The 24327-nt window shown below is 50.4% G+C and carries 16 protein-coding genes; 5 read left to right on the top strand and 11 right to left on the bottom strand.

Going from position 1 to position 24327, the window contains the following annotated elements:
- Positions 1 to 104: 104 nt before the first annotated feature.
- The 4 genes from WBJ53_RS18115 to WBJ53_RS18130 all read left to right on the top strand — a co-directional run bounded on the left by WBJ53_RS18115 (position 105) and on the right by WBJ53_RS18130 (position 5560).
- Positions 105 to 1313: a helix-turn-helix transcriptional regulator gene (locus tag WBJ53_RS18115; protein ID WP_338868662.1), complete on the top strand. Its 1209-nt coding sequence runs from the start codon at positions 105 to 107 to the stop codon at positions 1311 to 1313.
- Positions 1314 to 1628: 315 nt separating this feature from the next.
- Positions 1629 to 2387, top strand: coding sequence for a tRNA pseudouridine(38-40) synthase TruA (gene truA / locus WBJ53_RS18120; protein WP_338868664.1), 759 nt, complete (start codon positions 1629 to 1631; stop codon positions 2385 to 2387).
- A 110-nt stretch (positions 2388 to 2497) separates the two neighbouring features.
- Positions 2498 to 3070, top strand: a complete 573-nt coding sequence (locus tag WBJ53_RS18125; protein WP_338877205.1) for a nucleotidyltransferase family protein — start codon at positions 2498 to 2500, stop codon at positions 3068 to 3070.
- 150 nt (positions 3071 to 3220) lie between these two features.
- The gene (locus tag WBJ53_RS18130) at positions 3221 to 5560 is read left to right on the top strand and encodes a glycoside hydrolase family 65 protein (RefSeq protein WP_338868665.1); all 2340 of its coding nucleotides are present in this window, start codon (positions 3221 to 3223) and stop codon (positions 5558 to 5560) included.
- Positions 5561 to 5614: 54 nt separating this feature from the next.
- On the opposite strand, the gene WBJ53_RS18135 is transcribed toward WBJ53_RS18130, so the two are convergent.
- A complete protein-coding gene (locus WBJ53_RS18135) occupies positions 5615 to 6007 on the bottom strand; it encodes a hypothetical protein (RefSeq protein ID WP_338868667.1) in 393 nt (130 codons plus the stop codon).
- Positions 6008 to 6124: 117 nt separating this feature from the next.
- Between WBJ53_RS18135 and WBJ53_RS18140 the strand changes: the two genes are divergently transcribed.
- A complete protein-coding gene (locus tag WBJ53_RS18140) occupies positions 6125 to 6796 on the top strand; it encodes a class I SAM-dependent methyltransferase (RefSeq protein WP_338868669.1) in 672 nt (223 codons plus the stop codon).
- Here WBJ53_RS18140 and WBJ53_RS18145 read toward each other — a convergent pair.
- From WBJ53_RS18145 to WBJ53_RS18190, 10 genes are all read right to left on the bottom strand, one after another.
- Positions 6793 to 7521 (bottom strand): DUF6503 family protein, encoded by a 729-nt coding sequence (locus tag WBJ53_RS18145; RefSeq protein ID WP_338868671.1) that lies wholly within the window; start codon positions 7519 to 7521, stop codon positions 6793 to 6795. The genes WBJ53_RS18140 and WBJ53_RS18145 overlap by 4 nt on opposite strands.
- 143 nt (positions 7522 to 7664) lie before the next feature.
- Positions 7665 to 8066 carry an inner membrane protein YiaA gene (gene yiaA, locus WBJ53_RS18150; RefSeq protein WP_338868673.1) on the bottom strand — a complete coding sequence of 134 codons (402 nt, stop codon included), beginning with the start codon at positions 8064 to 8066 and terminating at the stop codon, positions 7665 to 7667.
- 247 nt (positions 8067 to 8313) lie between these two features.
- Positions 8314 to 11055 carry a PQQ-dependent sugar dehydrogenase gene (locus WBJ53_RS18155; RefSeq protein WP_338868675.1) on the bottom strand — a complete coding sequence of 914 codons (2742 nt, stop codon included), beginning with the start codon at positions 11053 to 11055 and terminating at the stop codon, positions 8314 to 8316.
- A 75-nt stretch (positions 11056 to 11130) separates the two neighbouring features.
- Positions 11131 to 12954, bottom strand: coding sequence for a family 20 glycosylhydrolase (locus WBJ53_RS18160; protein ID WP_338868677.1), 1824 nt, complete (start codon positions 12952 to 12954; stop codon positions 11131 to 11133).
- Positions 12955 to 13053: 99 nt separating this feature from the next.
- The gene (locus tag WBJ53_RS18165) at positions 13054 to 14775 is read right to left on the bottom strand and encodes an FAD-dependent oxidoreductase (protein ID WP_338868679.1); all 1722 of its coding nucleotides are present in this window, start codon (positions 14773 to 14775) and stop codon (positions 13054 to 13056) included.
- Positions 14776 to 14791: 16 nt separating this feature from the next.
- Positions 14792 to 16486, bottom strand: a complete 1695-nt coding sequence (locus WBJ53_RS18170) for a RagB/SusD family nutrient uptake outer membrane protein (RefSeq protein ID WP_338868681.1) — start codon at positions 16484 to 16486, stop codon at positions 14792 to 14794.
- A 4-nt stretch (positions 16487 to 16490) separates the two neighbouring features.
- Positions 16491 to 19574, bottom strand: a complete 3084-nt coding sequence (locus WBJ53_RS18175) for a TonB-dependent receptor (protein ID WP_338868683.1) — start codon at positions 19572 to 19574, stop codon at positions 16491 to 16493.
- A gap of 184 nt (positions 19575 to 19758) precedes the next feature.
- On the bottom strand, positions 19759 to 21387 hold the full coding sequence (locus tag WBJ53_RS18180; RefSeq protein ID WP_338868685.1) for a DUF4127 family protein: 1629 nt from the start codon (positions 21385 to 21387) through the stop codon (positions 19759 to 19761).
- An 82-nt stretch (positions 21388 to 21469) separates the two neighbouring features.
- Positions 21470 to 22714 carry a sugar MFS transporter gene (locus tag WBJ53_RS18185; protein ID WP_338868687.1) on the bottom strand — a complete coding sequence of 415 codons (1245 nt, stop codon included), beginning with the start codon at positions 22712 to 22714 and terminating at the stop codon, positions 21470 to 21472.
- Positions 22715 to 22718: 4 nt separating this feature from the next.
- Entirely contained in the window at positions 22719 to 23912 is a 1194-nt protein-coding gene (locus WBJ53_RS18190) for an AGE family epimerase/isomerase (RefSeq protein WP_338868690.1), read from the bottom strand.
- Positions 23913 to 24327 lie beyond the last annotated feature (415 nt).

Raw genomic sequence — 24327 nt, forward strand, 5'->3', positions numbered from 1 at the left:
CAAATTTATACACTAAAAGTACAAAAATTTAACCATTTAGGGTAACATTGGTATTTATATCGTGAAACGTTTATATTAGCTGAAACTTTAGCCAACCCAACCGGATGACGCTCGTTAGTGATAACATCCGCTACCTGCGTAAACTCAATGGGTTAACGCAGGAGCAGTTCTCCCGAAAAATAAACATAAAACGCTCATTGTTAGGCGCCTACGAAGAGGGCAGGGCCAATCCAAACCAACAGAATATTCAGGCAATTGCCAAAGCATTTAATACTACAGTAGAGTTACTGACGCGTCAGGATCTGCGAAAGCTCCGTGAAACACCCAGTCTAAGTATACCCCTGGGTCAGGCCAATAAACCTGCGGGGCGAATTGATGGGAGTCCAATTCGCTCAGATGGGAAACTGGATACGGACGACGATGAGCCGTTCCAGCACCCCGACTTCCCCGATATTTTTGCGCAGCCTGCTCCATCAACACCAGAGCCCAAACCCCTTTCGGCGGTATTGAATCACTACTACCGCCCACAGGAAGAACAACGGCGTTCGGCAGATCGACCTGTTCCGGTTCCGCCAGTCATTACCCCGCCCGTACGACCCGGTCAGGATAAGCCTGTTCACGAACGAACCCAGTCCGTAAATTTTCAGCCGTCTCAACCCAATCCGGTAGTTTCCAATCGACAGGCGCCTTCGGCTGTCGATCAACTGTTTGGCCCATCCGACAATCTGCCATCAGGATCAGTTTCCCGCCAGTCCGACCCATTGACCTTTAATAATGTTTACGAGGGTTCTGGCACGATTGCCCGCACTTATCCAACAGCACAGTCGATTGCGCCAACTATTCCGGTGGTGATGAAAACCCATTTTGGCGAATACGGACAACGGTATCAGCAGGCTGACTATTTGCACCGATTGCCTGCCATGCACCTGCCCATATTGCCCCAGGGACATTATCGGGCATTTGAAGCCAGCGATGATTTTGTGTTTCCGGGAGCATTACTTGTGGGGCAGTTTGTCCGGAACTGGTTCGACATTGCCGATGGCAGGCAATATGTGTTGCTTGTGCAGAGCCAACGTTCCGAAGGGCCATTCATTACGTGTCGGCGGGTCTATAATCAGGTAAAAATCAAAGGAACCTTATTATTAACGGCCGACAAGGCGGGGGTTCCCAATCAGGAGGTAGTTCTGAAAGATGTAATTGAAGTCTGGGAAGTTTGCGCCTTTGTTAGCCAGCAGATGCCTCCGCCGGTTCCGAATACCGATCGCCTGAAACAACTGGTCGATGAACTGCGGTTTGAAGTTGAGCGCCTGTAAGGAAGCACAAAAGGGCCATTACCTCACTAATGGAATAAATTACGTGTACATGTAGACATCGTATTCAAAAGAAGGTTTATCTTGCAGCTAGTTATAGCATCTGATTTACGAATTATAATAAATAGTTTATAATTCTTTTTTTACGTACAGACGTCGGCAATTTTCGTTCTTTCCTCTTTTTAACGAGGGCTTTGGTTTAAATGCCTGATGGTGTTCGAATCAGAGCCCTCCACTGTTTTTAACTGGCCGTCTCCCGCAAGTCTGCCCAATACAGTTGCCTAAAGTCCTGAACGGGTTCGTATTTTTACGACCATTATGCGTTATTTTCTCGAATTAGCCTACCGAGGCACTACGTACCACGGTTGGCAACGACAACCTAATGGCCTGAGTGTGCAGGAAGTGATTGAAACAGCCCTGACTACCATTTTGCGCCAGCCCATCAGTATTGTAGGGAGTGGCCGTACCGATACTGGTGTTCATGCAGGCCAGCAGTTCGCTCATTTCGAAACGGAGTTGCCGCTACCTGCCAACTTACTGCGGTCCATCAACAGCCTTATTCCTGGCGACATTGCCATCTACGACTGTTTCTCGGTCCATCCCGACGATCATGCCCGCTATACCGCCACATACCGATATTATCAATATTCAATTATCCGTCGTAAAGATCCCTTTCGCAACGGTTTAGCCTACATTTTCACCCTACCACTCGATGTGGCGCTGATGAATCAGGCAGCCAGTGTACTGCTAAATCATACCAATTTCGAGAGTTTCAGTAAAGTAAAGACCGACGTTAAAACATTTAACTGCCGAATCGATTTTGCATATTGGGCCGTTGAGCCTACCGGCAATTTAACCTTCCATATTAAAGCAGATCGATTTCTGCGCGGTATGGTTCGGGCTATTGTTGGCACCTTGCTGGATGTGGGCCAGGGTCGGTTAAGCCCTGACGCCTTCGAACAGATCATTCGCGACCACGACCGCCGGAAAGCGGGTAGGGCCGCTCCGGCCGAAGGGCTTTCGCTGGTGGCCGTTGGTTATCCTGAGTCGGTGTTTATGTTCAGGAGTGGCCAATAAACAACAAAAGCTCTCTTCTCACTCCTTTTCCCTACATTCGTCTTTTATCAAACACGAGTTCTATTTTGAAAATCGGAACAATAATCTTAGCGGCAGGAGGTTCTACCCGCATGGGTGGTGAGCCTAAGCAATTGTTACAGTACAAAGGTCAATCACTGATACGCCGAATTACCGAAACGGGCCTGGCCCTTCAAACCGGGCCGGTTGTAGTTGTTCTGGGAGCAAATCGGGAGCAAATTGTACCGGAACTTTCGGGCCTCCCCATCACTCTGGTCGATAATCCTGCCTGGCAAACTGGCCTGGCTTCATCGCTTAAAAGTGGCCTGGCAGCTCTGTATATAACCCACAAAAACATCGATGCAGTGCTGATTCTGCTGACCGACCAACCCTTGGTTTCGGTGGGTTTGCTGGCTTATATGCTCGAAACCTACACCCAGAGCAATAAAGGAATTGTTGCCTGTCGATACGATGACCAGTTGGGGGTTCCGGCACTTTTTAGCCGAAACTACATTGAGCAGATGCTCCAACTGGAAGGCGATAAAGGAGCCAAATGGATTATTATCAAACACAAACAGGATTGTGCCGAAGTACCGTTTGAAGCAGGTGCTATCGATCTGGATTCGAAACGGGATGTTGCGCTTTTTGCGCAGGCACAGGCAAATACTGCGCCCGACCAACACTAGAGAAGACAGGGGAAATTGCTATTTTTGCCCAGTTCCATACAATTGATGTACCTAACCCATAGCAGTTGTTGACTCGAAGCGCTTAGCCAGCATAAACACGACTTCCTGTAGCAGAAACCTGCTGTTGCCCAATACATAACCTATCATTGAATGAAAAATTACATTACCCAGGACCCCTGGTGCATCGTTGAAGAGGGATTCTACCGTGACTTTAATGAGATTACTGAAAGCGTAATGGCGCTTGGCAATGGACGACTTGGCCAGCGCGGTAATTTTGAGGAAAAATTCACCGGAAAAACCCTACAGGGCAACTACGTAGCAGGCGTTTATTATCCCGATAAAACCCGGGTTGGCTGGTGGAAAAATGGCTATCCTGAATACTTTGCCAAAGTTTTGAATGCGGCCAACTGGATTGGTATCGATATCGACATTGAGTATGAATCGCTCGATCTTAACCATTGCGAGGTGCGCGATTTCAGGCGTGTGCTCAACATGCGCGAAGGCTACCTCGAACGCTCATTTGTGGCTATTCTGAAAAGTGGGAAAGAACTTCAGGTAACAGCCAAACGCTTCTGCTCTATTGTCGACGACGATGCAGGTGTTATTCGTTATGCCTTTAAGCCTCTGAATTTCGACGCCAAAATCACCATTACGCCCTTCATCGATGGGGCCATTCGCAACCGGGATGCCAACTACGACGAAACGTTCTGGGACGAAGTGCGAAAAGAAACGGGCTATGGTGAAGCCTTCATTGAACTTCGTACGCGCAAAACCGGCTTTCATGTCGCTACCGGAATGTGTGTAGAAATTGAGCAGGACGGTGTAAAGGTCGACTATCAATCCCAGCCCATTAAGTACGAAAAATACGTTGCCAACCGCATAACGCTCGACTGTATGCAGGATCAGGAAACGGCGATTTATAAATATGCCGTCAACCTGTCGTCGCTCAATCACGATCCCGATACCATTATGAAGGCTGCCCACCAAAGCATCCAGCATATTACGCGCAAAGGGTTCGACAAAATGCTTTATGAGCAGAAACAAGCCTGGGCCGATAAGTGGAAAATGAACGACATTGTCATTGAGGGCGATGTGGCCGCACAGCAAGGCATTCGGTTCAATATTTTTCAGCTTAACCAAACCTACACTGGCGAAGACGAACGATTGAACATTGGCCCCAAAGGCTTTACTGGCGAAAAATACGGTGGCTCGACCTACTGGGATACGGAAGCCTACTGCCTGCCGTTTTACCTCTCGACAGCCGATCAGAATGTTGCCAAAAATCTGCTGATTTACCGGTATAAGCAGCTTGGCAAAGCCATCGAAAATGCGCAGAAATTAGGGTTTAAGGCAGGCGCAGCCCTCTATCCGATGGTAACCATGAACGGCGAAGAATGTCATAACGAGTGGGAAATTACCTTTGAAGAAATTCACCGCAATGGTGCCATTGCCTACGCTATTTATGACTACGTACGGTATACGGGCGATGAGCAGTATCTGGCCGATTATGGGCTGGAAGTACTCATTGCCATCAGCCGATTCTGGACCCAGCGTGTCAATTGGTCGAAAGCCAAACAAAACTATGTGATGCTGGGCGTTACCGGCCCTAATGAGTACGAAAATAACGTCAATAACAACTGGTATACCAACTACATTGCCACCTGGACCCTCCGATATACGCTCAAAGCGATTGCTATCGTAAAAAAAATCGACTCTGACGCTTACACCGAACTAATCGATCGAATTCATTTCCGGGAAGAAAAAGAAGTGGCTACCGCGCAACAGATTATCGACAGGATCTATCTGCCCTTCGACGACGAACGCGGAGTATTTCTCCAGCAGGAAGGTTTTCTGGATAAAGAGCTGATGCCGGTATCGGATATTCCGAAGGGGCAGCGCCCTATCAACCAGAACTGGTCGTGGGATCGGATTTTGCGGTCGTGTTTTATTAAACAGGCTGATGTTTTACAGGGTCTTTATTTCTTCGAAGACGAATTCAGCACAGATATCCTCCAGCGAAATTTCGATTTCTATGAACCCATGACCGTACACGAATCGTCGCTATCGCCCTGTGTACACAGCATTCTGGCGTCGAAACTCGGACTACACGAAAAAGCCTATGAGATGTATCTGCGCACGGCCCGGCTCGACCTCGACGATTATAACAACGACACCGAAGATGGCTGCCACATTACGAGCATGGCCGGAACCTGGCTGGCGGTAGTCAAAGGGTTTGGCGGGTTGCGGGTACAACAGTATGCAAATGGTGGTTCGGGGCTGGCGCTGGCCCCCTCCTGCCCGGCTAACTGGCAATCGATGGCCTTCAAAATCCGTTTCCGGGGTGCTCTCCTACAGGTCTCAACTACCCAATCGGACGTGGTTGTTCATAATTTTGCCTCTGATCCTATCACCCTGACTATTTATGGAAACGAGGTGACGATACACGGCAATAGCGAAAAAAGCGTAACCGTACCAACAAAACCCCAGTAAACAATGTGGTCGATCGGTTTCTTAACGAAGCCAGATCGACCACTTTTCTATTGTTCAACCAGACTCGTCGCCAGTATCGCCACCGCTAAATAAGGTAAACGACTTTAGCGGAATAGGATCGCCCACTGCAATTTCGTCGGGATCATCGTCAAAATCAGCCCGAACAAACAAGGAACGTTCATGACGCAGCAGGTTATAGTAGTCCGCAAACTCATCGATTGATATCACCGTATGCCCACGAAACATCTCATCGTTCTGCTTTTCGACCGTACCGGTCGATGTGAGTTTTGTTTCGGTCACAAAACTCAACCGATACGATTCCAGTTTTGAGCCATTCGCAGCAAAATGCAGGTGAATATAGCGGCTTCGGAACGGCAACTGGCTGGAGGTATTAGCATGAGTAAACCGGATAGAATACCCCGTAACTTCGGCTGTTAGAGAAACCATAACGGAACAGAAGCGGATAGTTTGGCAGGATAATATTATCCCGTCGGCTATCGGCATCCAAAATCTTTTAGTATACGGTTTATAAATGGCTTACTATTGCCTCTTAATTTGCTTCGTATGCCTGCAGAGCGCAATACCATTAATCAGTTCGATCGGGTTGCCCCGCTCTATGACTTCCTGGCCAGTCTTGTATTTGGCCGTTCGCTTCAACAAGCCCAGCTTATTTTTCTATCGAGTATCCCTAAGGGTGCATCTGTACTGCTGGCAGGTGGGGGCACCGGCGCCCTTCTCGAACAACTTATCCGGACTTGTGAGCCTCAGCGGGTGCTTTACCTCGATTTATCGGCCAAAATGGTCGATAAAGCCAGCCAGCGAATGATCAGGAACGGATTACTGGGAACGGTTGAGTTTCGGGTAGGGAATATTCTGGAGCTACAGGCCGCGGAACCGTTCGATGTGATTATGACACCGTTTCTGCTTGACCTCTTCACGCCCACAACCTTACAGAAACAACTGATTCCCAGCCTCATCAACAACCTTAAAACGAATGGTCTCTGGCTCATTACAGATTTTATCCGACCAAACGTCTGGTGGCAAAAAGCACTACTGGAAATAATGATTCGTTTTTTCAGGATTACAGCCAACATTGAAACCCACCAGTTAGCCGACTGGCAGTTGCTTTTAGCCGAAACCCAATTGATTCGAACCAGACAGGCAAGGGCGGTTAAAGGCATGGTGTCGGCCGAAGTATGGACCTATCCTAACAAGGCATCAACCGGCAACGATTAGCGGGTTACCCGAATATTTTTTTGCTCGATCTGACTCAGGACCGATAACATTCCTTTTCGATATAACTCATCAAACTGACCAACCGACGTTGTATCGCCTTTGGCACTTGTATAGTTGATATAATCCTGAAACCGGATGCCACCCACCGTTTGTGGGTTCACGGCTTTTCGAAAGCGGGCACCTCCTTCGCTGTAGGCCAGATAATCCATGGTATGGTTTTTCTGATGTATCCAGTAAAAAAACACATCCTGAAAATCATCTCCTCCGCCTTCGGCATTAAAAGAGACCTGTATTTTGTTATAAGGCTGACCATCGATAATCGTTTGACCTACATACGTTTTCCGGGCAGCAGGGTCGTTTAATTTAAACGGCAGCAGAACAAAATAAGCCACCGAATTGACCGCGTTTTTATACCGGTTTCGCCCAGCCGAATCGAGGGAGACAAGCTGATTCGAAACCCGGCGAGTAAACGAGGTATTGGTCAGTTTATCTTCTACTGGCCGCCCGGCGCTATCGGTAAACGACCGTTGATAGATAAACTGTCCTCCTTCGTGACTAAGCAAATAATGATACGTTCTGAAGTCAAACTCGATATGAAAATGCTGGTAATTCTCTCCACCATGGGTTTTAATACATTCGTCAACAATACGATTGGCATCGGGCTGAGACTGGCAGGCAACAAAGAGAAAAATGAGTAGGAAGAAAAAATGATATGTAACCTTCATAAACGATTAATCAGCGTAGACGAAGGGCTCTTTCTCTCCATCTGTGCCCCTAATTTGTTGATATGCCCAAAGATAGGTGCTTATCTGCGGTATAAATGTCTTGTTGCTGACATTTATACCGCAAACCCGCCCGGCTAAATCAACTATGAGCGACCAATTTCGACGGTTTGGTTGTCGCGGGTGTTTTTCTGAACGGCAATTGCCCCAAATAATGCCAAAAGAAACGCAAAGGCATAGAACCCTTTTTCACTGGGCAGCAACGTTGCATTCCATAGCCCAACCGTCAATAACACCACTGCCAAAAGAGTAGAAAGCCAGCTAAGACCATAATACATATCGGTAACAGGAATACCTTCCAATCGGTCGCGAACACTTTTCTGGACAGATACCACCGCGAAAAGTCCATACATCAATATGGTAAAATAATAGCCTTTTTCATTGAGTAACATATCGGATCGCCAAAGGCCGATCAGGAATCCACCCATACCGGCACCCAGTGCTATCCACGAGGCAAACACAAAGGCCATTGAAGGTTTTTGGTTCATAGTATCTACGCTGATTAATTCGATTTAACAATGGTTTATATCTGGACGAATTTGACAGAATAAACACCGGAAAACCATCAGCAATAAATAATTGGTAGGGATAAAGGAATAAGTAACAGGCTAGGTCTGTATTTCACAAAAGCAAAGCACAGTTGCTGGGCATTGGTCAGTAGTCATTGACTATACATACCGTTCATGGGGAACCGCTAACCAATATGACTAGGCAGTACTGACCAATGCCCCATCACTAATGAGCTTTGTGGACGAAAAATAGCTGGTCGATGTAAAACAGTTCCTGACGGGGAGCCGCCTTGGGATTGGTAAAGACAACGTACAGTGTATGCAGACCAGCCGTTGGCTTAACCGCAGCCTGCACCTCGTTCCAGTCTGTTTTTGGGTCCTGAACCTTACCACCTGGCACGTCCACTACACTCACTACCGGCCCCTGCGCACTATCCAGCCGAACCTCGATTCGGCCGCCAGCGGCCAGCGGTTGCACCCGGTATCTGATATGACTGACATGGGCCAGATCCAGCTTATCAAAAGCAACAAAACTCGTATGATAAATCTTGCGGATATAGGAAACGAAGCCTGTGTTGGCCGTCGCAATAACAACACCTACATTGCCCCGGTCGTTGTCTTCCATCTGAATGAGTGGATTGCGTAACGCAATATAGTCGCGTGAAGTTAGCGGTTCGATACCTTTAGCCCCTTTGTCGGTATAACTGGCCAGTAGTACATAAGCTCCTTCGGTGCCTTTGCCCATGTGGTCGGTCAACGGCAAGGCACCCTGCATGGGCAACCGAGTTTCGGACTGACTGAGCGAGAGAATATAGTCGACCATTGTCCGGGCATCCTGCGCCGATAAATCGGGGTGCGCCGACATGGCATAGTTTCCCCAAACGCCACTCCCCCCTTTGATAACTTTCTGCGCAAGCTGCGTCTCCACATCCGGTTTGCGTTTATATCGGGCAGCAATTGCCTTTAGGCTTGGCCCAATGGACGTTTTATCCAGTGCGTGGCACGACTTACAATCCGATGCAGCCATCAGTTTCTCACCCTGCAAATGGGCCGAGGGCGTATGACCTCCCGAGAGCACACTGGCCATGTCTTTCCCATAGGGCAGATACGCGAAAGAAATCCGGGTACGAGCCGGGTCGATTAATTTATCTTCCGGGTCACTGATGCCGATTTGGTAGTCGAGGGGAGTGTTATCCCAGTAAAAACTCCGGTTTGCTTTTGTGTTGATACGCACCTGCGGGGGTGTGTTGCCAATGTGAAGCGTTGTGGTCGACAAACCCTGCCCACCATGCTGGTCCGAAACCGTAAGCGTTACCGGATAAACACCCGGTTTGCTGATCGTTGTCGACACATCGACACCGGTTAGTTTTTTCGAACCAATTTGCCAGGAATAGGTCAGTTGGTCACCAGAATCATAGTCTTTCGAACCGGCGGCTGATAACTTTACGTTCATAGGGGCAGCGCCGTAGCGCTTATCGACACAAATATCGGCCACGGGATTCCGATTTCCTTCTGCATACTCCACCCGAATCAGTCCTGCATCGGTATTATTGGCAAACCAGTTGGTACCATACGCCAGAATATAGAGCGATCCATCGCGGTTAAACTGCATATCCATCGGCGCTACCAGCTTCAGATGACTCAGAAATGGCTCCATGCCGACGTAGTTGCCATCGTTGTCGAGTGTAACGGCCATCATCCATCGGCGAATCCAGTCATAAATAAACAGTTTGCCATCGTAGTAGTCAGGCAGTCGGTATTTTGCCCCGGCAAACTGGTCGCGATAATAAACGGGCCCGGCCATTGCACTTGCTCCGCCTTTTCCGACCAGCGGAAAGCGTTTGGAAGCCTGTTTGCCATACCAGATCATGGCAGGCTGAGCCGGGGGCAGTTCGCGAAGTCCGGTGTTGTGTGGCGAGTTATTGACCGGATGCAACGGGTCCTGTTTCGGCCCCTCCTGCCTGGTTGCGAAATCGTATTTTGGAAAAGCCTCATTGTTTCCTAAAAAATAGGGATACCCAAAAAAGCCGGGCTTACGTGCCTGATTGATTTCGTCGTAACTCAACGTTCCTTCTTCGGCGGGCACGTTTGTATCGGGGCCAACATCGCCCCAATAAACATAGCCATTTTTCGGATCGACAGATATGCGGAAAGGATTTCGACAGCCCATCACGTAAATTTCTGGCCGACTAAGCCCCCCATCCCCCAACGGGGGCGGGTTTAGTGCAGACCAACTTCGGGCTCCCCCTTTGGGGGCCGCGGGGGCTTGAAACAGGTTGCCATCGGGAATCGAGTACGTGCCGTCGGGTTCGGGTTTGATCCGAAGGATTTTGCCACGCAGGTCGTTGCTGTTGGCCGTCGATGCCTGATCGTCGGAGAGTTCACGGCCGGGTCGTTCGTCGGTCGGGTTATGCCCTTCAATTTCTTCGGCATTGGTATTATCGCCCGTCGACAGGTACAGCAACCCATTCGAAAAGGTCAGATACCCCGCCGAATGGCAACAGTATTTTCGTTGCGTTTTGATTTCCAGCAGCACCTTCTTCGACGATTGAATGAGTTGATCTCCTTTCAACTCATAGCGGGCCAGTTGGCTCACCCACTTGTCGCCAGCAACGCCATAGTAGAGATAAACCCAGTGGTTCTGTTCATAATCTGGATCGACGGCCACGCCCAGCAGGCCATCCTCAATACCGCTGAATACGTTGATATGGGCAATGGTTTTAAGCTGTTTCAGCGACGCATCATACAACCGAACGGCCCCCTTTCGTTCAACGATCAGTACATTATTATTGGGAAGAATACCCATTTCCATCGGCTCGTCCAAGCCCTGAACCAACTGCATGGCCGTAAACCGGCTACTATCGGGCGGAACCTGACGAGTCAATTCATACAGCCAGGGTTCCGGCCGTTGGGAAGTAAACGAAAACCATATTGTAGACAGAATGAATAAGGCGTTGATCAACTTCATACGCGCAGGTAATGATCGGTTAGGAAGGTTTTTTTCAGCGATGCCGGCGTTAAATTCCGGCATCGCTCACTTGTTTTACTGAACGCGTTTTTCCATATCGGGCAGCGTTACTTCAACCATTCGGCCAATGGGTTTCCCGTTCCGATAGGCAACCACTTTCACCCGATCGGCACCTTTCGGCATTAGAAACGGCTGCGTATACAGCGGGAAATGGTTGTCGGGAACGGTGTTATCGGTCGAATAATAGAGATACGTATCGGGCAGTTCGTGGCTCAGAACGACCTCCATCATGCCCATCGGATGTTTTTTAAATGTGACGATGGGGTTGTAAACACTGCGGGAGTAATTCACATCCTGCACGTCGAACCGCTTAAAATGTGCTTCCATCCGGTTAACAAAGTCGGGCCAGCTCCGTCGTTCTTTCGGCGACCACAGCACTTCGGCCAGTGCTAACGCCCTCGGCCAGACCATATACTCGGCATGGCGGGTATTGGGCACGTTTTCGGCCCACAGATTTCCCTGCCCACCCAGAATTAATGTCGCATCGATACCGGCACTATCAGGAACCGGCTCGAAGGAATAGGACGTGCTTAACCGGCAAATGCCATAGGTACTGGGTTCGGCCGACGGTTCTCCCTGATAAAGATCCAGGTAGCAGAACTGGTAGGGTGTCATAATGACCGGATGATTTTGTTTAGCCGCTTCAATGCCGCCTTTCATACCCCGCCAGCTCATGACGGTGGCATCGGGAGCCAATCCGCCTTCCAGAATTTCGTCCCAACCGATCAGTTTTTTCCCTTTCGACTGCACAATTTTTTCGACCCGCTTGATGAAGTAGCTCTGCAACTCCTCCACAGTTTTGAGGCTGTTGGCCGCCATGGTAGCTTTACATTCCTCACAATTGGCCCAGAATCCTTTGTAGGCTTCGTCACCCCCCACATGGATATAGGGTCCGGGAAACAACTGCGCAATTTCGGTAAACACCTTGTCGATAAACAGGTAGGTACTGTCGTTGCAGGGATTCAGGGTGTTGTCTTCCAGTTTATAGAACTTGCCATTGGGCGGCACAACCACCTGCTTTTTGCCACAGGTCAGATTCGGATAAGCCGCAATGGCCGACATAATGTGCCCCGGCATATCGATTTCCGGTACAATAGTGATGTTCCGCTCCTGCGCATACCGAACAATCTCGCGAATATCGTCCTGCGTATAGAAGCCGCCATACGATGGCACTTCGCCCGGCTGCGGATTTTCAATGTCCCACCAGCGCCCCGTACGCGGCACCCGCCAGGCACCTACTTCCGTCAGTTTAGGCAGACTGTTGATCTGAATCCGCCAACCCTGGTCGTCGGTGAGGTGCCAGTGAAAAACATTGAATTTATACTGTGCCATCTGATCGAGAAACCGTTTTACAAATGCCTTATCGAAAAAATGGCGACTTACATCGAGCATTAGCCCGCGCCACGCAAACCGGGGCTGGTCGCGGATGTGCAAAGCCGGAATCGACTGATTGCGAAACGATTGAGCAACAGGCACCAACTGCCGCAGGGTTTGCAGGCCATAAAATAGACCAGCCGGTTGCGGAGCAGTGAGCACAACTCCCGCTGGTGTTACGGTCAGGTCATAGCCTTCGGGCCCGACATCAGCCACGGGGGCAACGCGCACAATGATGGCTTTGGCAGGTTTGGGGGCATCCGAAACTAAAATACCCGGCAGGTTGTCCGTCACCATTTTGCGCACATCGGGCGCGGGTGTCAGAATGGAAAGTCGGGTTTGTGGTGTAACGATAAAACGACCCGTACCGGGCTCCAGCGTTTGCGGAGTCGGAATCAATGCCGGAATTTCCGACTGAGCCTCAACCGTCAACGCCAGCAAAAACAGAGCAAGGACTTTATACATAATCAACTAGATTTTTGTCAATTGTCATTGGTCATTTGCCTTCGGCATCATTGGTAATAGACTAATGACCAATAACAATTCTTAGACAGTTTATGGAGCTTACGGTTTAGGCCAGTGCGTTTCAATTCCCTGTGAACGAACCATTGTCTGGAAACCGTCAAGTAGCGGTTTCTGCTCCCGAACCGCACGGGGAATTACTTTTTTGTCGCGTGCATAGGCGACCAGCATTCCGACGGCTTCGCCAATACTCCACTCGACGGGGTGCAGCCGGTAACAGCCATTGGTGATATGGGTGGTACCGATGTTCTTATTGGCAGGCAACAGGTTTTCAACGCGTTTGGGCAACAGTGCTCCCAGTGGAATCTGGAACGGCAATGATCCAAAGTCGATGTAGTTGTTGCCACTCGTGCTGGGGTGTAAATCAATGTGATAATAGCCCACGCCCACACTATCGTAAAAATCGGCGGCTGTATTGTCTTTCCTGCCAGTCACAAGAGCGCGATTATCGGCACCGACGTGTTCTTCCAGCACGGTAAAGACTGCCTTTATACGCCTACCCTCGCGTATGTAAGGATACTTGGCCAGGCCATCTTCGGTGCCCATCATGTCGCCACGCAGGCGCAGGCCAGGCCATCCCCGACCGCCATCGGGTCGGGGTGCTTCGGTTTGTAGCCAGTAGAGTAACGACAGACTAAGTTGTTTGGCCCGCTCGACGTGTTTTCTAAAATCGCTTTCGCTGGCACCAATCAGATTTCCGAGCGTGTAATCGTTTTGCGGCCAGTTGACATTGGTGATGTCGCCTGCATAAGTACCGGGCTTAAAATTAGCTTTACTGATAATCCGACGATAATTCCATAGGTTCAGGTTATCGCCCGTGCTGATGCCTTCGGGATGAAAGCCCAGTTTCTTTGGCTCCAGCGTTTTCGGATTCGAATAGGCCAGATCCAGCAGTTTACCCGACCAGGCCGGGGTCAGCTTCGGGGTGTAGTTACGCCAGAAATGATACTCCTTCGGTTTGTCGATCACGTGGTTGACACCCGCCACATAATCCATCGCAAAGCACATCGTAAATGCCTGGCAACTGTTAGGATCGGCTTTTTCGGGCGCGTGTAATTCGTGCGTATCCCGGCGCGATTCGGCCCCGGTCACGAACTCGGTTTTGGTCAGTGGCAATAAATCGCCCAATTCTGTAGCATCGACAAAATACGGTGCCGACAGGATGACTTCCCGACCACTTCGCTGGCTAATGGCTTTCAGCGCCTGAACGCGATCGCCACTCACATCGGCAGCCGTTATTTTATGTTCGGTCAACAGCGTCAACTGACCTGAACTCAAATACGGAGCCATCATTTGCTGAAGCACGGCCAGCGCCACTCGTGGTTCATGACAGAGTTTCGACACCACCCCGTCGCCCGGATTCAGGTTTGGGCGATTCCGGGCCGCATCGGTCAGTGGGTAGTGCTGAATGTAGTAGTTGCGAATCGCATTCCGAAAGTCGCGATAAAGCTTTGTGGCCCCGTGTGTTTCGATCCACGGATGTTCGTCGGGCGGAACGCCCTGCTGGGTCAACTGCCCGCCAATCCAGTCTGTTTCTTCGGTCAGGACCACCATCAGGTGATTGCGCAACGCAGCCAACGCAGCCGCACAGCCGCCCAACCCACCACCGGCAATAACCAGATCGGCTTTGTATTCGGCCTGCCCGGCTCGCAGAAACGGTTGCCCGGTCGAGTCGTATGCAGCCGCCGAAAATGCTGGCAATGAAGCCGCCAAAGCAACTCCACTCCCAACTGATACTTGTTCTATAAAACTCCGTCTATTCATGCTTTTACAATTCCATTTACCAACCCTCATTCTGGGTCAGCGATGGGTTAATGTCACGCTCCGATTGCGGAACTGGCAGCAAGGTAAGCTTCGGGTACCAATACCGATTTTCGCGTATATACCGAAGGTTTTCGCTGCCGGTATATACTGGAATGTTGTTCAGGTCGTGTACCGAACTGGTTTTGAAAGTAGGAATCGGGGGCACATTGGCCGGGTCTTTGGCAACGCCCATCACCTGCTGCGGCATGACAATATCGGCAATTCCCCACCGACGGATATCGAACCAGCGGAATCCTTCCATAGCCAGTTCGGCAACCCGCTCCCGACGCACCAGTTGCCGAAGCTTGTTCTGATCGTTCTGAATAGCCGCATCGACTGTTGGCTGACCAGCCCGCTTCCGCACCTGATTGAGGGCACTGATAACTGAATCGTCGAGTTGGTTCAGTTCAATTTTCGCTTCCGCATACATTAGCAGTATTTCGGCATACCGCATCTGAATAAACCCAACGCGGGCCGTGAAGGCATCTTCGGCCGTAAACGTGTATTTGGCGTGTAACAACCCTACCCCGCTTTTGGCTGGTCCGTAGGCATTGTCATAATCGGCATTGGTACGTGTAGTCCAGCTACCATCGGCATTCTTAAACGAGGTAGTATTTTTATAGATGTCGTAAACCAGTGTTTTCAGATTCATAAAAATCGTATCGCCCGGAATCGACACCGTATATTTCAGGCGCATATCGCGGTTCTGGCTCGGCTTTGCCGGATTATAAACCGCCGATTCGTCAATCCGTTTGCCGTCTTTGGCCTCGAACATATCGACCAGCCGCTGCTGCGGAAACCGCCCCGACTGCCCCCCGGCGGCTCTGGAAATACTCCCCAGCGGATGGTACGAAATGGCATTGGCATCGGCCTCCGAATACAGAATCAGGTACATGATTTCCTTGCCAGCATTGGTAAGTTGTCCGGCTCGGGTAAATAAATCGCCAAAGTTTGGATTCAGTCCCAACCCAGAGCCATCAATGATCTGTTTGGCAGCATCGGCGGCCACCTGATATTCTTTATTGAACAGCGCCGTACGTGCCTTGAAACCCAACGCAACAGCTTTACTCATCCGACCCAGATCGGAAGGCGACCAGGGAAGGGCTGCTGCTGCGGCATCCAGTTCACTGTAGATAAACCTGATCACATCGGCCTTTGGCGTACGCGCCTGCGTGTAAAACTCAGTGGGCAAAAGAGGCTTCGTAATCAGCGGCACATCGCCAAACATAATCACCAGATAGAAATAGGCATAGACCCGCAAGACCCGCGCTTCGGCCTGAAGCCGGTTGTAGGTGGCCGCCGGTACATTGTTTTTGCCTACTTCCATCCCATCCAGCATGGTATTGGCCCGCTGAATGGTCGTATAGGCCAGCGACCAGATATTTTTCGGGTGTGCATTGTAGACATCGAAATTACCTTCGCCCAAATCGACGGCACGCAGCAACGCAATATCCGTCCAGCCATCCATCATCGACTGGTAGGCCGTGTTGCCCGTATTCCAGTAAGCCGATTTGTAGACAGCGTTCAGAGCCGCGTTCATTTCGGTCTGGTTGTTAAAAAACTGTCCGGTGGCTGGCGCATCGAGCGGAGCCTGCTCCAGATACTCCTTACAGCCCGACAACAAAGTCATCGAAAGGCATAAGCCCGCTATATAAAGAATTCGCTTGTTCATGTCGTTAGAAATTGATGTTCAAACCAACCGTATATGTCCGCATGATGGGGTAAAACTCGCCACCCGTGTCGCGCTGTTCGGGATCGAAGCCGGGGAAGAAGTTGGTCCAGGTTACCAGGTTCTGACCGCTCAGATATACCCGCGCCGACTTGATTTTGGCCTTGTTGGTCAGCGCTGTCGGAATCGTATAGCCCAGCACCACGTTTTTCAACCGCAGATAAGCCGCCGACCGCACCCAGAACGACGAGGTTACGTAGTTGTTCGGAATGCTGTTGGCCGTTAGCCGGGGATAGGCCGCAGTTGTGTTATCGGGCGACCAGTAATCTTTCTGGTACTCGAACATAGTACCCTGAAAATTGGCCGAGTAGAAAGGCTGGGCGGCCGTCCCCGAGAGGTAGTTATCTTTCTTGCCAACCCCCTGAAAGAAGGCTGTAAAGTCGAAGCCTTTGTACTGTCCCGACAGGTTCAGGCTATATTCATAACGGGGAAAATAATTGCCCAGGATGGTGCGGTCGTAGCTGTCGATCTTGTTGTCTGGCACACCATTTGGGCCGCTGATGTCGCGATAACGAATATCGCCGGGAGCCGTGTTGCCATACTGAAACGGCGCATTTTTCACTTCTTCCGCGCTCTGAAACAACCCATCGGCAATGTAGCCGTAATATGAATCGAGCGCATAGCCTTCCTGCTGAATGGTAGCGCCATTGATGATCGGTTTGCCGCCATTATTGAGCAGTGTATTTTTCACATCCGACGCATTCAACTGCACCTGATAGCTAAAATCACGGATCTTATCGCGCCAGCCGACACCCAGTTCCCAGCCTTTGTTGCGCATCGAACCGGAATTGACAAACGGAGCCGTCAGCCCAACATACGATGGCACCGGCACCAGTTGCAGCATATCGACAATGTCGCGCTGGAAAAAATCGGCCGTTATGTTCAGTCGATTGCGCAGCAAACTAAAGTCGCCACCAATGTCAAGAATCTTCGACGTTTCCCAACGGATATTCGGATTAGCCGCCGTTGTGAGTGCATAGCCAGGGTTGACAACGTTGTTGAAATAGTAGTTGTAGGCCGAACCCGAATTAAACAGCGAGTAAGTCGGATAATAGTCCGAAGCCCCATTTCGGATCAGGTTCTGATTACCAAGCGATCCATACGACGCCCGGATTTTTGCTTCGGGAATGATTTTACTGAGCCCCGTCCAGAAACGTTCCTGCGAAATCCGCCAACCGCCCGACACCGACGGGAATAGCTGCCACCAGTTGTTCTGTCGAAACCGCGACGAGGCATCCCAGCGGCCGTTTACTTCCAGCAGGTATTTTTCGTCGTAATTATAGTTCAACCGACCATAGGCCGACACCATCGAATACCGGCTTTCGCCACCGCTCATCGTCTGGCCAAGCTGGTCGCCACTATCCAGGTAGGGTCGTTCGGGTGAGAGCAGATTCTGCCGGAATGTATTCACATTACTGGTACTGAAATCTTCGGTGCTGAACCCACCCAGAATCGTAAAATCGTGTTTACCAAACGATTTGGTATAGGTAGCCTGGGTTCTGAACAGATTCTGGGTATTTTGTGCGTAGTTGTCGCTCAGTGAATTCAGGGCAGGCCAGGGCCGGGCAAACACCAGAGTATTGTTGGCCACATCGGCCGTGTAGATGTCGTACTGATCCATAAACCGCCGGTTGCGGGAATTGTAGGTGTTCGAACTATAAGTTGCCAGCAGTTCCAGCCCCGCAACCGGTTTGTAGGTCAATGTGCCTTTAATAATCTGCGAGTTGGTCAGTGTACGATTGAATCCGCCATCCTGTGCCTGTGCCGCCGGATTGGCATTCGACCAGCCCTCACCCCACTGCCCCGAATTGTATTGTCCGGGTGTGGTAGCCGGAAAGCCTAACATCTCGCGGATGATGTACTCGGGCGTATTCTGACCGGGCCACAACCGATTCATTTTATTCAGAACCAGGTCCATAGAGGCCGATAGCTTATCGGTAATGGCCACATCGGTGTTAAAGCGCAGGTCCATCCGTTTATAATTCGTGTTTGCCGTCAGCCCGTTCTGGTCGAGGAAACTGCCGGAGGCAAACAGTTTTACCCGTTCTCCCCCTACCGACACATTCAGGTTATGGTTCTGCATGAGGCCATTGTTGGTCAATACCAGTTTCTTCCAGTCGGTATTGAAGAGCGTCAGATTATCGGGGCCATTTTTCTCATAGGCGGCAATTTGTTGCGTAAACACTGCCGGTAAACCGCTGTTGACCTGCGCTACATCCCAGTATTTCATGTGTTCGAGCGCATTCACTTTCTGCGGCAAATCGGTGGGTTCCTGCTTCAGGCCATAGGCATTATAGCTAACATTCACGCCTTTGGCTCCCCGCTTGGTTGTGATCAGGACAACGCCGTTGGCCGCCCGCGACCCATACACCGCAGCCGCAGCGGCATCTTTCAGAATCGATATGCTGGCAATGTTGTTGGGATCGATGGCATCCAGACTCATCTCCACATTATCGACCAGAATCAGCGGATTCTGCCCCGCATTGATCGAGCCAACACCCCGAATCCGGATGGTACCCGCATCGCCACCGGGCGCCCCCGACTGCTGGGTGATGGTTACGCCCGGTGCAGCCCCCTGCAACGCCAGCGATGTAGAGCCTACCTGCCGATTCGTAAGCGATTTACTTTCAATGACAGCTACGGCACCCGTCAGGTTTATTTTCTTCTGCGTACCATAACCAACGACCACCACTTCGTTCAGGGTTTTAGTATCTTCGGCCAGCGTGGCATTGTATTCGCCCGCCCCATCGAAGGCCACTTCTTTGCTAACGGTACCCATAAACGAGAACACCAGCGTACCACGCTGCTCACTGACACGAAGGGTATATAAACCCTCGGCATCGGTCGTTGTACCCACCGTTGTGTTTTTCACAACCACCGTCACGCCCGGCAGCACAGCGCCCGTCGCATCGGTTACCTTTCCGCGAAGTAGCTGCTGGCTCTGAGCAGCAACGTAGGTTTGTTGACACAGCGAAATCAGCAGGGCAAGCAGCCAGCCGATACGCCATCTCTGCGTAAAGAAGTTTTGCATAAGTCAATCAATTTGGCGTTTGTAAAGAGAAAAGAGGTTTTATAAAAACAGAAGGCAATACAATCCCCGGCCAGCGATTTTGCTGGGTTAGTATAAATAGTCGGTAACGGTAAAATTCAGTTATCCAACGTGGAGACACGAAGTTCGCCAAGGAAACGGCAATCGCTCAGGTCACCCTTCCGGGCTACTCCGTGCTTTCTGTACAACGTATATCGAAATCAATCATGGCTTCGAAAGTACGGTTCCAGGGCAGATCGAACCGGAGCGCTGTGGGTTTCGAACACCGCACGGATTTCTGCAAACTACCCGAACGTTTGTATTCATAATTGGTAATCAGCTCATCGAACGACTTTTGTAGCAGTTCCTGACAATACGTTTCCACCTGCTTTGTCATGGCATCGCTCATCAGCGTTGAACTCCGCCCGACCTGTTTTGCAAACTGGTTGGCCTTCGCCCGAATCTGGTTGTGGAAATAGTAGTCATCGAGCACGCGGTGCATCAGAAACCAGTTTTGAGCGGTCCAGATCCGATCGGCCACACCGGGTGTGGCGATAGACTGTTTCAACAGTTTTGTCTCGGCAAGGGTAAACACAACGCCCTGCGGTAATGCCGTACCGATGGTATTTCCGGCCGTATTCCAGGAAGCATAGCCGCTTAATTCGGGTAGCAGATGGCGTTTTTCCAGGGCCATCGTAAATGGCGTATCGCCACCCTGCACATCGCCTTTCGGGTCGACATCGGCCACGATTACGCGCTTTTTCTGCGCAATTTTCTGCGCAATCTCATCCGCAAAACTATCGGCCCGACCGGTTTCGAACCGCGAAGCAAAGACATAGTACAGGACATCGGCATCCTGTTCGTTGGTCACTTCCTGCGAGCCCGTTGCCTTGATATGAAAACTAACCGTCTGGTGCAAAGGCCGATCTTCGAACGGCATGACCGTGTTACTCAGTTTTTGGGACGAATACACGGCTTTGATTTTCGGGGAGAAATTGGCGTGTTTGTTCAGGGCTCGTGCCAGCAACAGCATCGACACTTCATCGGCACCGGGTTGAACGGCAATTTTTTCAGTCAGTTTCAGCCGCTTTGTTTCGGCAATCAGCGTTTCGCGGTCGGCAATATGAACGCCCTTGGGTTTGGCATCGTCCTGCGTAAGCAGCAAATAGTCGATAACACCCCGCCGAACCAGCGCAATGGCCAGTTGATTGATGCGCAGATTGCGGGAACGGGCCTGTTTATAATCGGCAAGTCCTTCGGTCGGAATTTCCCGTTCCAGTTTCGCCGTTTCAGCTTTCGACTCAGGATCGGCCCCTACTGATACTTCTGCCCAATGGGCCAGTTTCTCGCGGTAGGCTTCATTGTGCTGATCGGCCGTTGGCGCCAGCCGCATCACCACACTCTGGCCATAAATTTTCAGCGAGGGAGCCCGTTTGCGTAAGGTCGAGATAATATCCAGTCGTTTACGCGCCTGTTCGTATGAAACATCGTGCACGCGCGACCCCACCAGCCCACCATAGGCCAGCATATCGAGCGCAATGATAGCCGCATCGAACGAATTTAACTCCTGCTGTTGCAGCCAGGCAATAATTTTATCGGACTGGCCGGGGGTTGTAAATCGGCCCAGCAACTCCATGGGCGGAGCCACTACCTGCGCATTACCGATTAGCCCCATCCGCTCCGTAAACTGCAGACAGGGTGGCCGATCATCGAGCGGAATAAATAGAATCCGCGCACTAAAACCCGGCTCTTTGCTGGCAAATGCCGACAAGCGTAAGCCAGCCAAAAGCACAAGAAGGGTTAGGAATCGAGTCATATAGAAAAGAGGTTGGTTAATGTTTGGTCATTGGGTATTGGTCATTAGTTACTGCTCATTTGTATTTGCTAATGACCAATACCTAATGACTAATCACCGCCTTATAGCCATTGAGTCCGTAAAACAAGATGTATCCGTAGCAGGCAATGGGCAACAGGAAAGCTACGGACCAGGTGAACTGATCGATCAGGAGTCCCTGGCAAAACGATACCACTGCACCGCCTGCAATAGCCGTCGAGAGCAGGCCGGAAGCCTGGGTAGTAAACCGGCCGAGACCCTGTACCGATAGTGAAAAAATGATAGCGAACATGATGGAGTTGCATAATCCCACAGCGATCATGGTCCAGACGGCCACATAACCCGTTGAATTGATCGAGATCGCCACCAGCGCCATGGCCACCGTAGCACAGATGGTCAGAATGACCGACGGCCTGATGGATTTGAGCAAGCCCGCGCCAATGAACCGGCCAACCAGCATGCTGCCCCAATAAAAAGCGACAAAGCTATTGGCCTCATTCTCGGAAATCTGTAAGGTATCGGCAATGTAGTTGGTCAGAAAGGTGCCGATAGACACCTCCGCCCCGACATAACAGAAAATACCGCCGATGCCAAACCGCAAATTCCGAAACGAAAAAACGGTTTTCCCTGCTACCGTTACGCTCGTTTCGCTACCTGTAGTCTTGATAACGGGCAGATTAAGCCGCCAGACGACCAGGGCAATGCAAATCAGCAAAGCCGCAATACCCAGATACGGATACCGAACGGCATCGCCCGACGCATGGGATTGCGCCAGTGGTGCCAGAATAAAATAGGCACCAAACAACGGCGCCACCGTTGTCCCCATCGACCCAACGCCCTGAATCAGCGTCAGCCGGGCTGATGCTGTTTTGGCTGGCCCCAGCACGGTTATGTAAGGATTGGCCGCCACCTGCAACAGCACAATACCGATGGCAATCACGAACAGAGCCGCCAGAAACAACGAATACAGATGCAGGGCCGAGGCCGGAAAAAACAGAACTGCTCCCAATCCAGCAATACCGAACCCCATCACCATACCAGCCTTGTAGCCCACTTTTTCAACAATTCGGCCGGCCGGAATCGACATAATGCCGTAGGTCAGAAAAAAGTAAAACTGCACCAGCGACGACTGCGAATAAGTCAGGCTAAAGCCTTTCCTGAAAAAGGGAACCAGCGTGTCGTTCAGACAGGTGATGAATCCCATCATGAAATAAAGCACAGCCAGCGACAGTAAGGCCGGGGTGTAATTCTGCCTCCCCTGCGCTGTCGGTTCTTCGACCGTTATGGTTTGTAGCGGAACGTTTGCCATACAATTAGTCCTGTAAAAGTGTACTGGCTTTTTTCTCAGCAATGGCCTCCAGTGTTTTCCAGCACTGATACAAGCCCCTTGGGATATGAAAACAACCTTTCCATTTACCGCCTTTCAGCGGAAGCAGCACCTCACCCTGCCGGTTCAGATACCCGAACCATTCGCCATATTCCGGGTCGGCAAAATGGCTCCACATATAGTCGTGAACTTTTTCGAACCATTGCCAGCACCGCTCATCGCCCGTATGCAAATACCCTTTCAACAGGCTGATGAGGGTTTCCATGTGTACCCACCAGAGTTTCTGATCCCATTCCAGTTGTTGGGGAGGGTAGCCTTTCACATCGAGGAAATAAAAAATACCGCCATATTGCCGGTCCCAGCCGTAGTCCAGAATCGACAGCGTAATGTCGACAGCTTTCCGAATCAGTGCCTGATCGCCCGCCCGTTCGCCCAGATCCATAATAAACCACATCGACTCCAGTCCATGCCCCGGATTGACCAGCCGACCTTCGAACGAATCGGAGAAAGAGCCATCGGGGGTAATATTTTCGAGTATCAACCCCAGTTCGGGCCGGTAGAACTCCTCCATCACCGAACGGATGCCCGTGGCAATCGTCTGTTCAACCAGTTCGGGTTTCAGCAACGGTTCAATTTCCAGTACCAGATTGCAGAGAATCATGGGCAGGGCAAAATTCTTCAGCGGCCGCGTTCCCGGATAGGCTTTGGTGTAGGTTCCTTTCGGGTCGTCTTTCCGATGCAGAATGTTCAGAAACGTCTTAACCGCAATATTGCCGTATTCGGCTATGCCCGTTGCCTGATAGAGTTGACCAAAAGCCATGGTGGCAAAACAATCTGAGAAAATGTTGTAGGGCTGAACAAGCGGCTGCCCCTGACGGGTAAGCGAAAAATACCAGTTTCCCTCGGCGTCGCGACCGTGTTCTGTCAGAAATTCGGCTCCCTGACTGGCAAATTCGAGCCATTCCTGCCGTTTTTCAACCCGGTTATATAGCATCGCGAAGCACCAGACCTGCCTCGCCTGTAGCCACACGAATTTATCAGTATCGTAGACCTCCCCTTTCTGGTCGAGGCAGGTAAAATAGCCGCCAAATTCTTTGTCGCCGGAATGGTTGAACCAGAACGGTACAACATCGTTCAGCAAATTAGTACGGTAGAGATGCTGGTAATCGTTGAGTTGCATAAGTATGAAACAGTTCCTGATAGGCGAACGAGCAAACAGGATTTTATTATTTATTTGGCCCTACTTAATAAATCAAATTATTAACTTGGCAGTAAAGTAAGATATTCAAAATTAAGATAGCAACAGAAAATTAAAATAAATTTTATTCAGGTTATTAGATGAATGATGATAGCAGGCTTTCAGCAGAATGCCATTTCGGCCTATATCCTTTCCCGGATTGCCTCTGCGGCCAAATAGTTTACTTGTTTACCAGGGCATTTTCATACCAATGCCGTAGGCATGTCATCATAGTAGCTATACATACAGGAAATGCCAATCAGTACTACTATGATGCCATCGCTTTGGCGGCCCGGCACTACGTGGTTATACGTTTTTATGAAAAAGCCCTGTATTGTCCACAGAGGCACAGAGAACA

This window comes from Spirosoma sp. SC4-14, assembly GCF_037201965.1.
Taxonomy (GTDB): domain Bacteria; phylum Bacteroidota; class Bacteroidia; order Cytophagales; family Spirosomataceae; genus Spirosoma.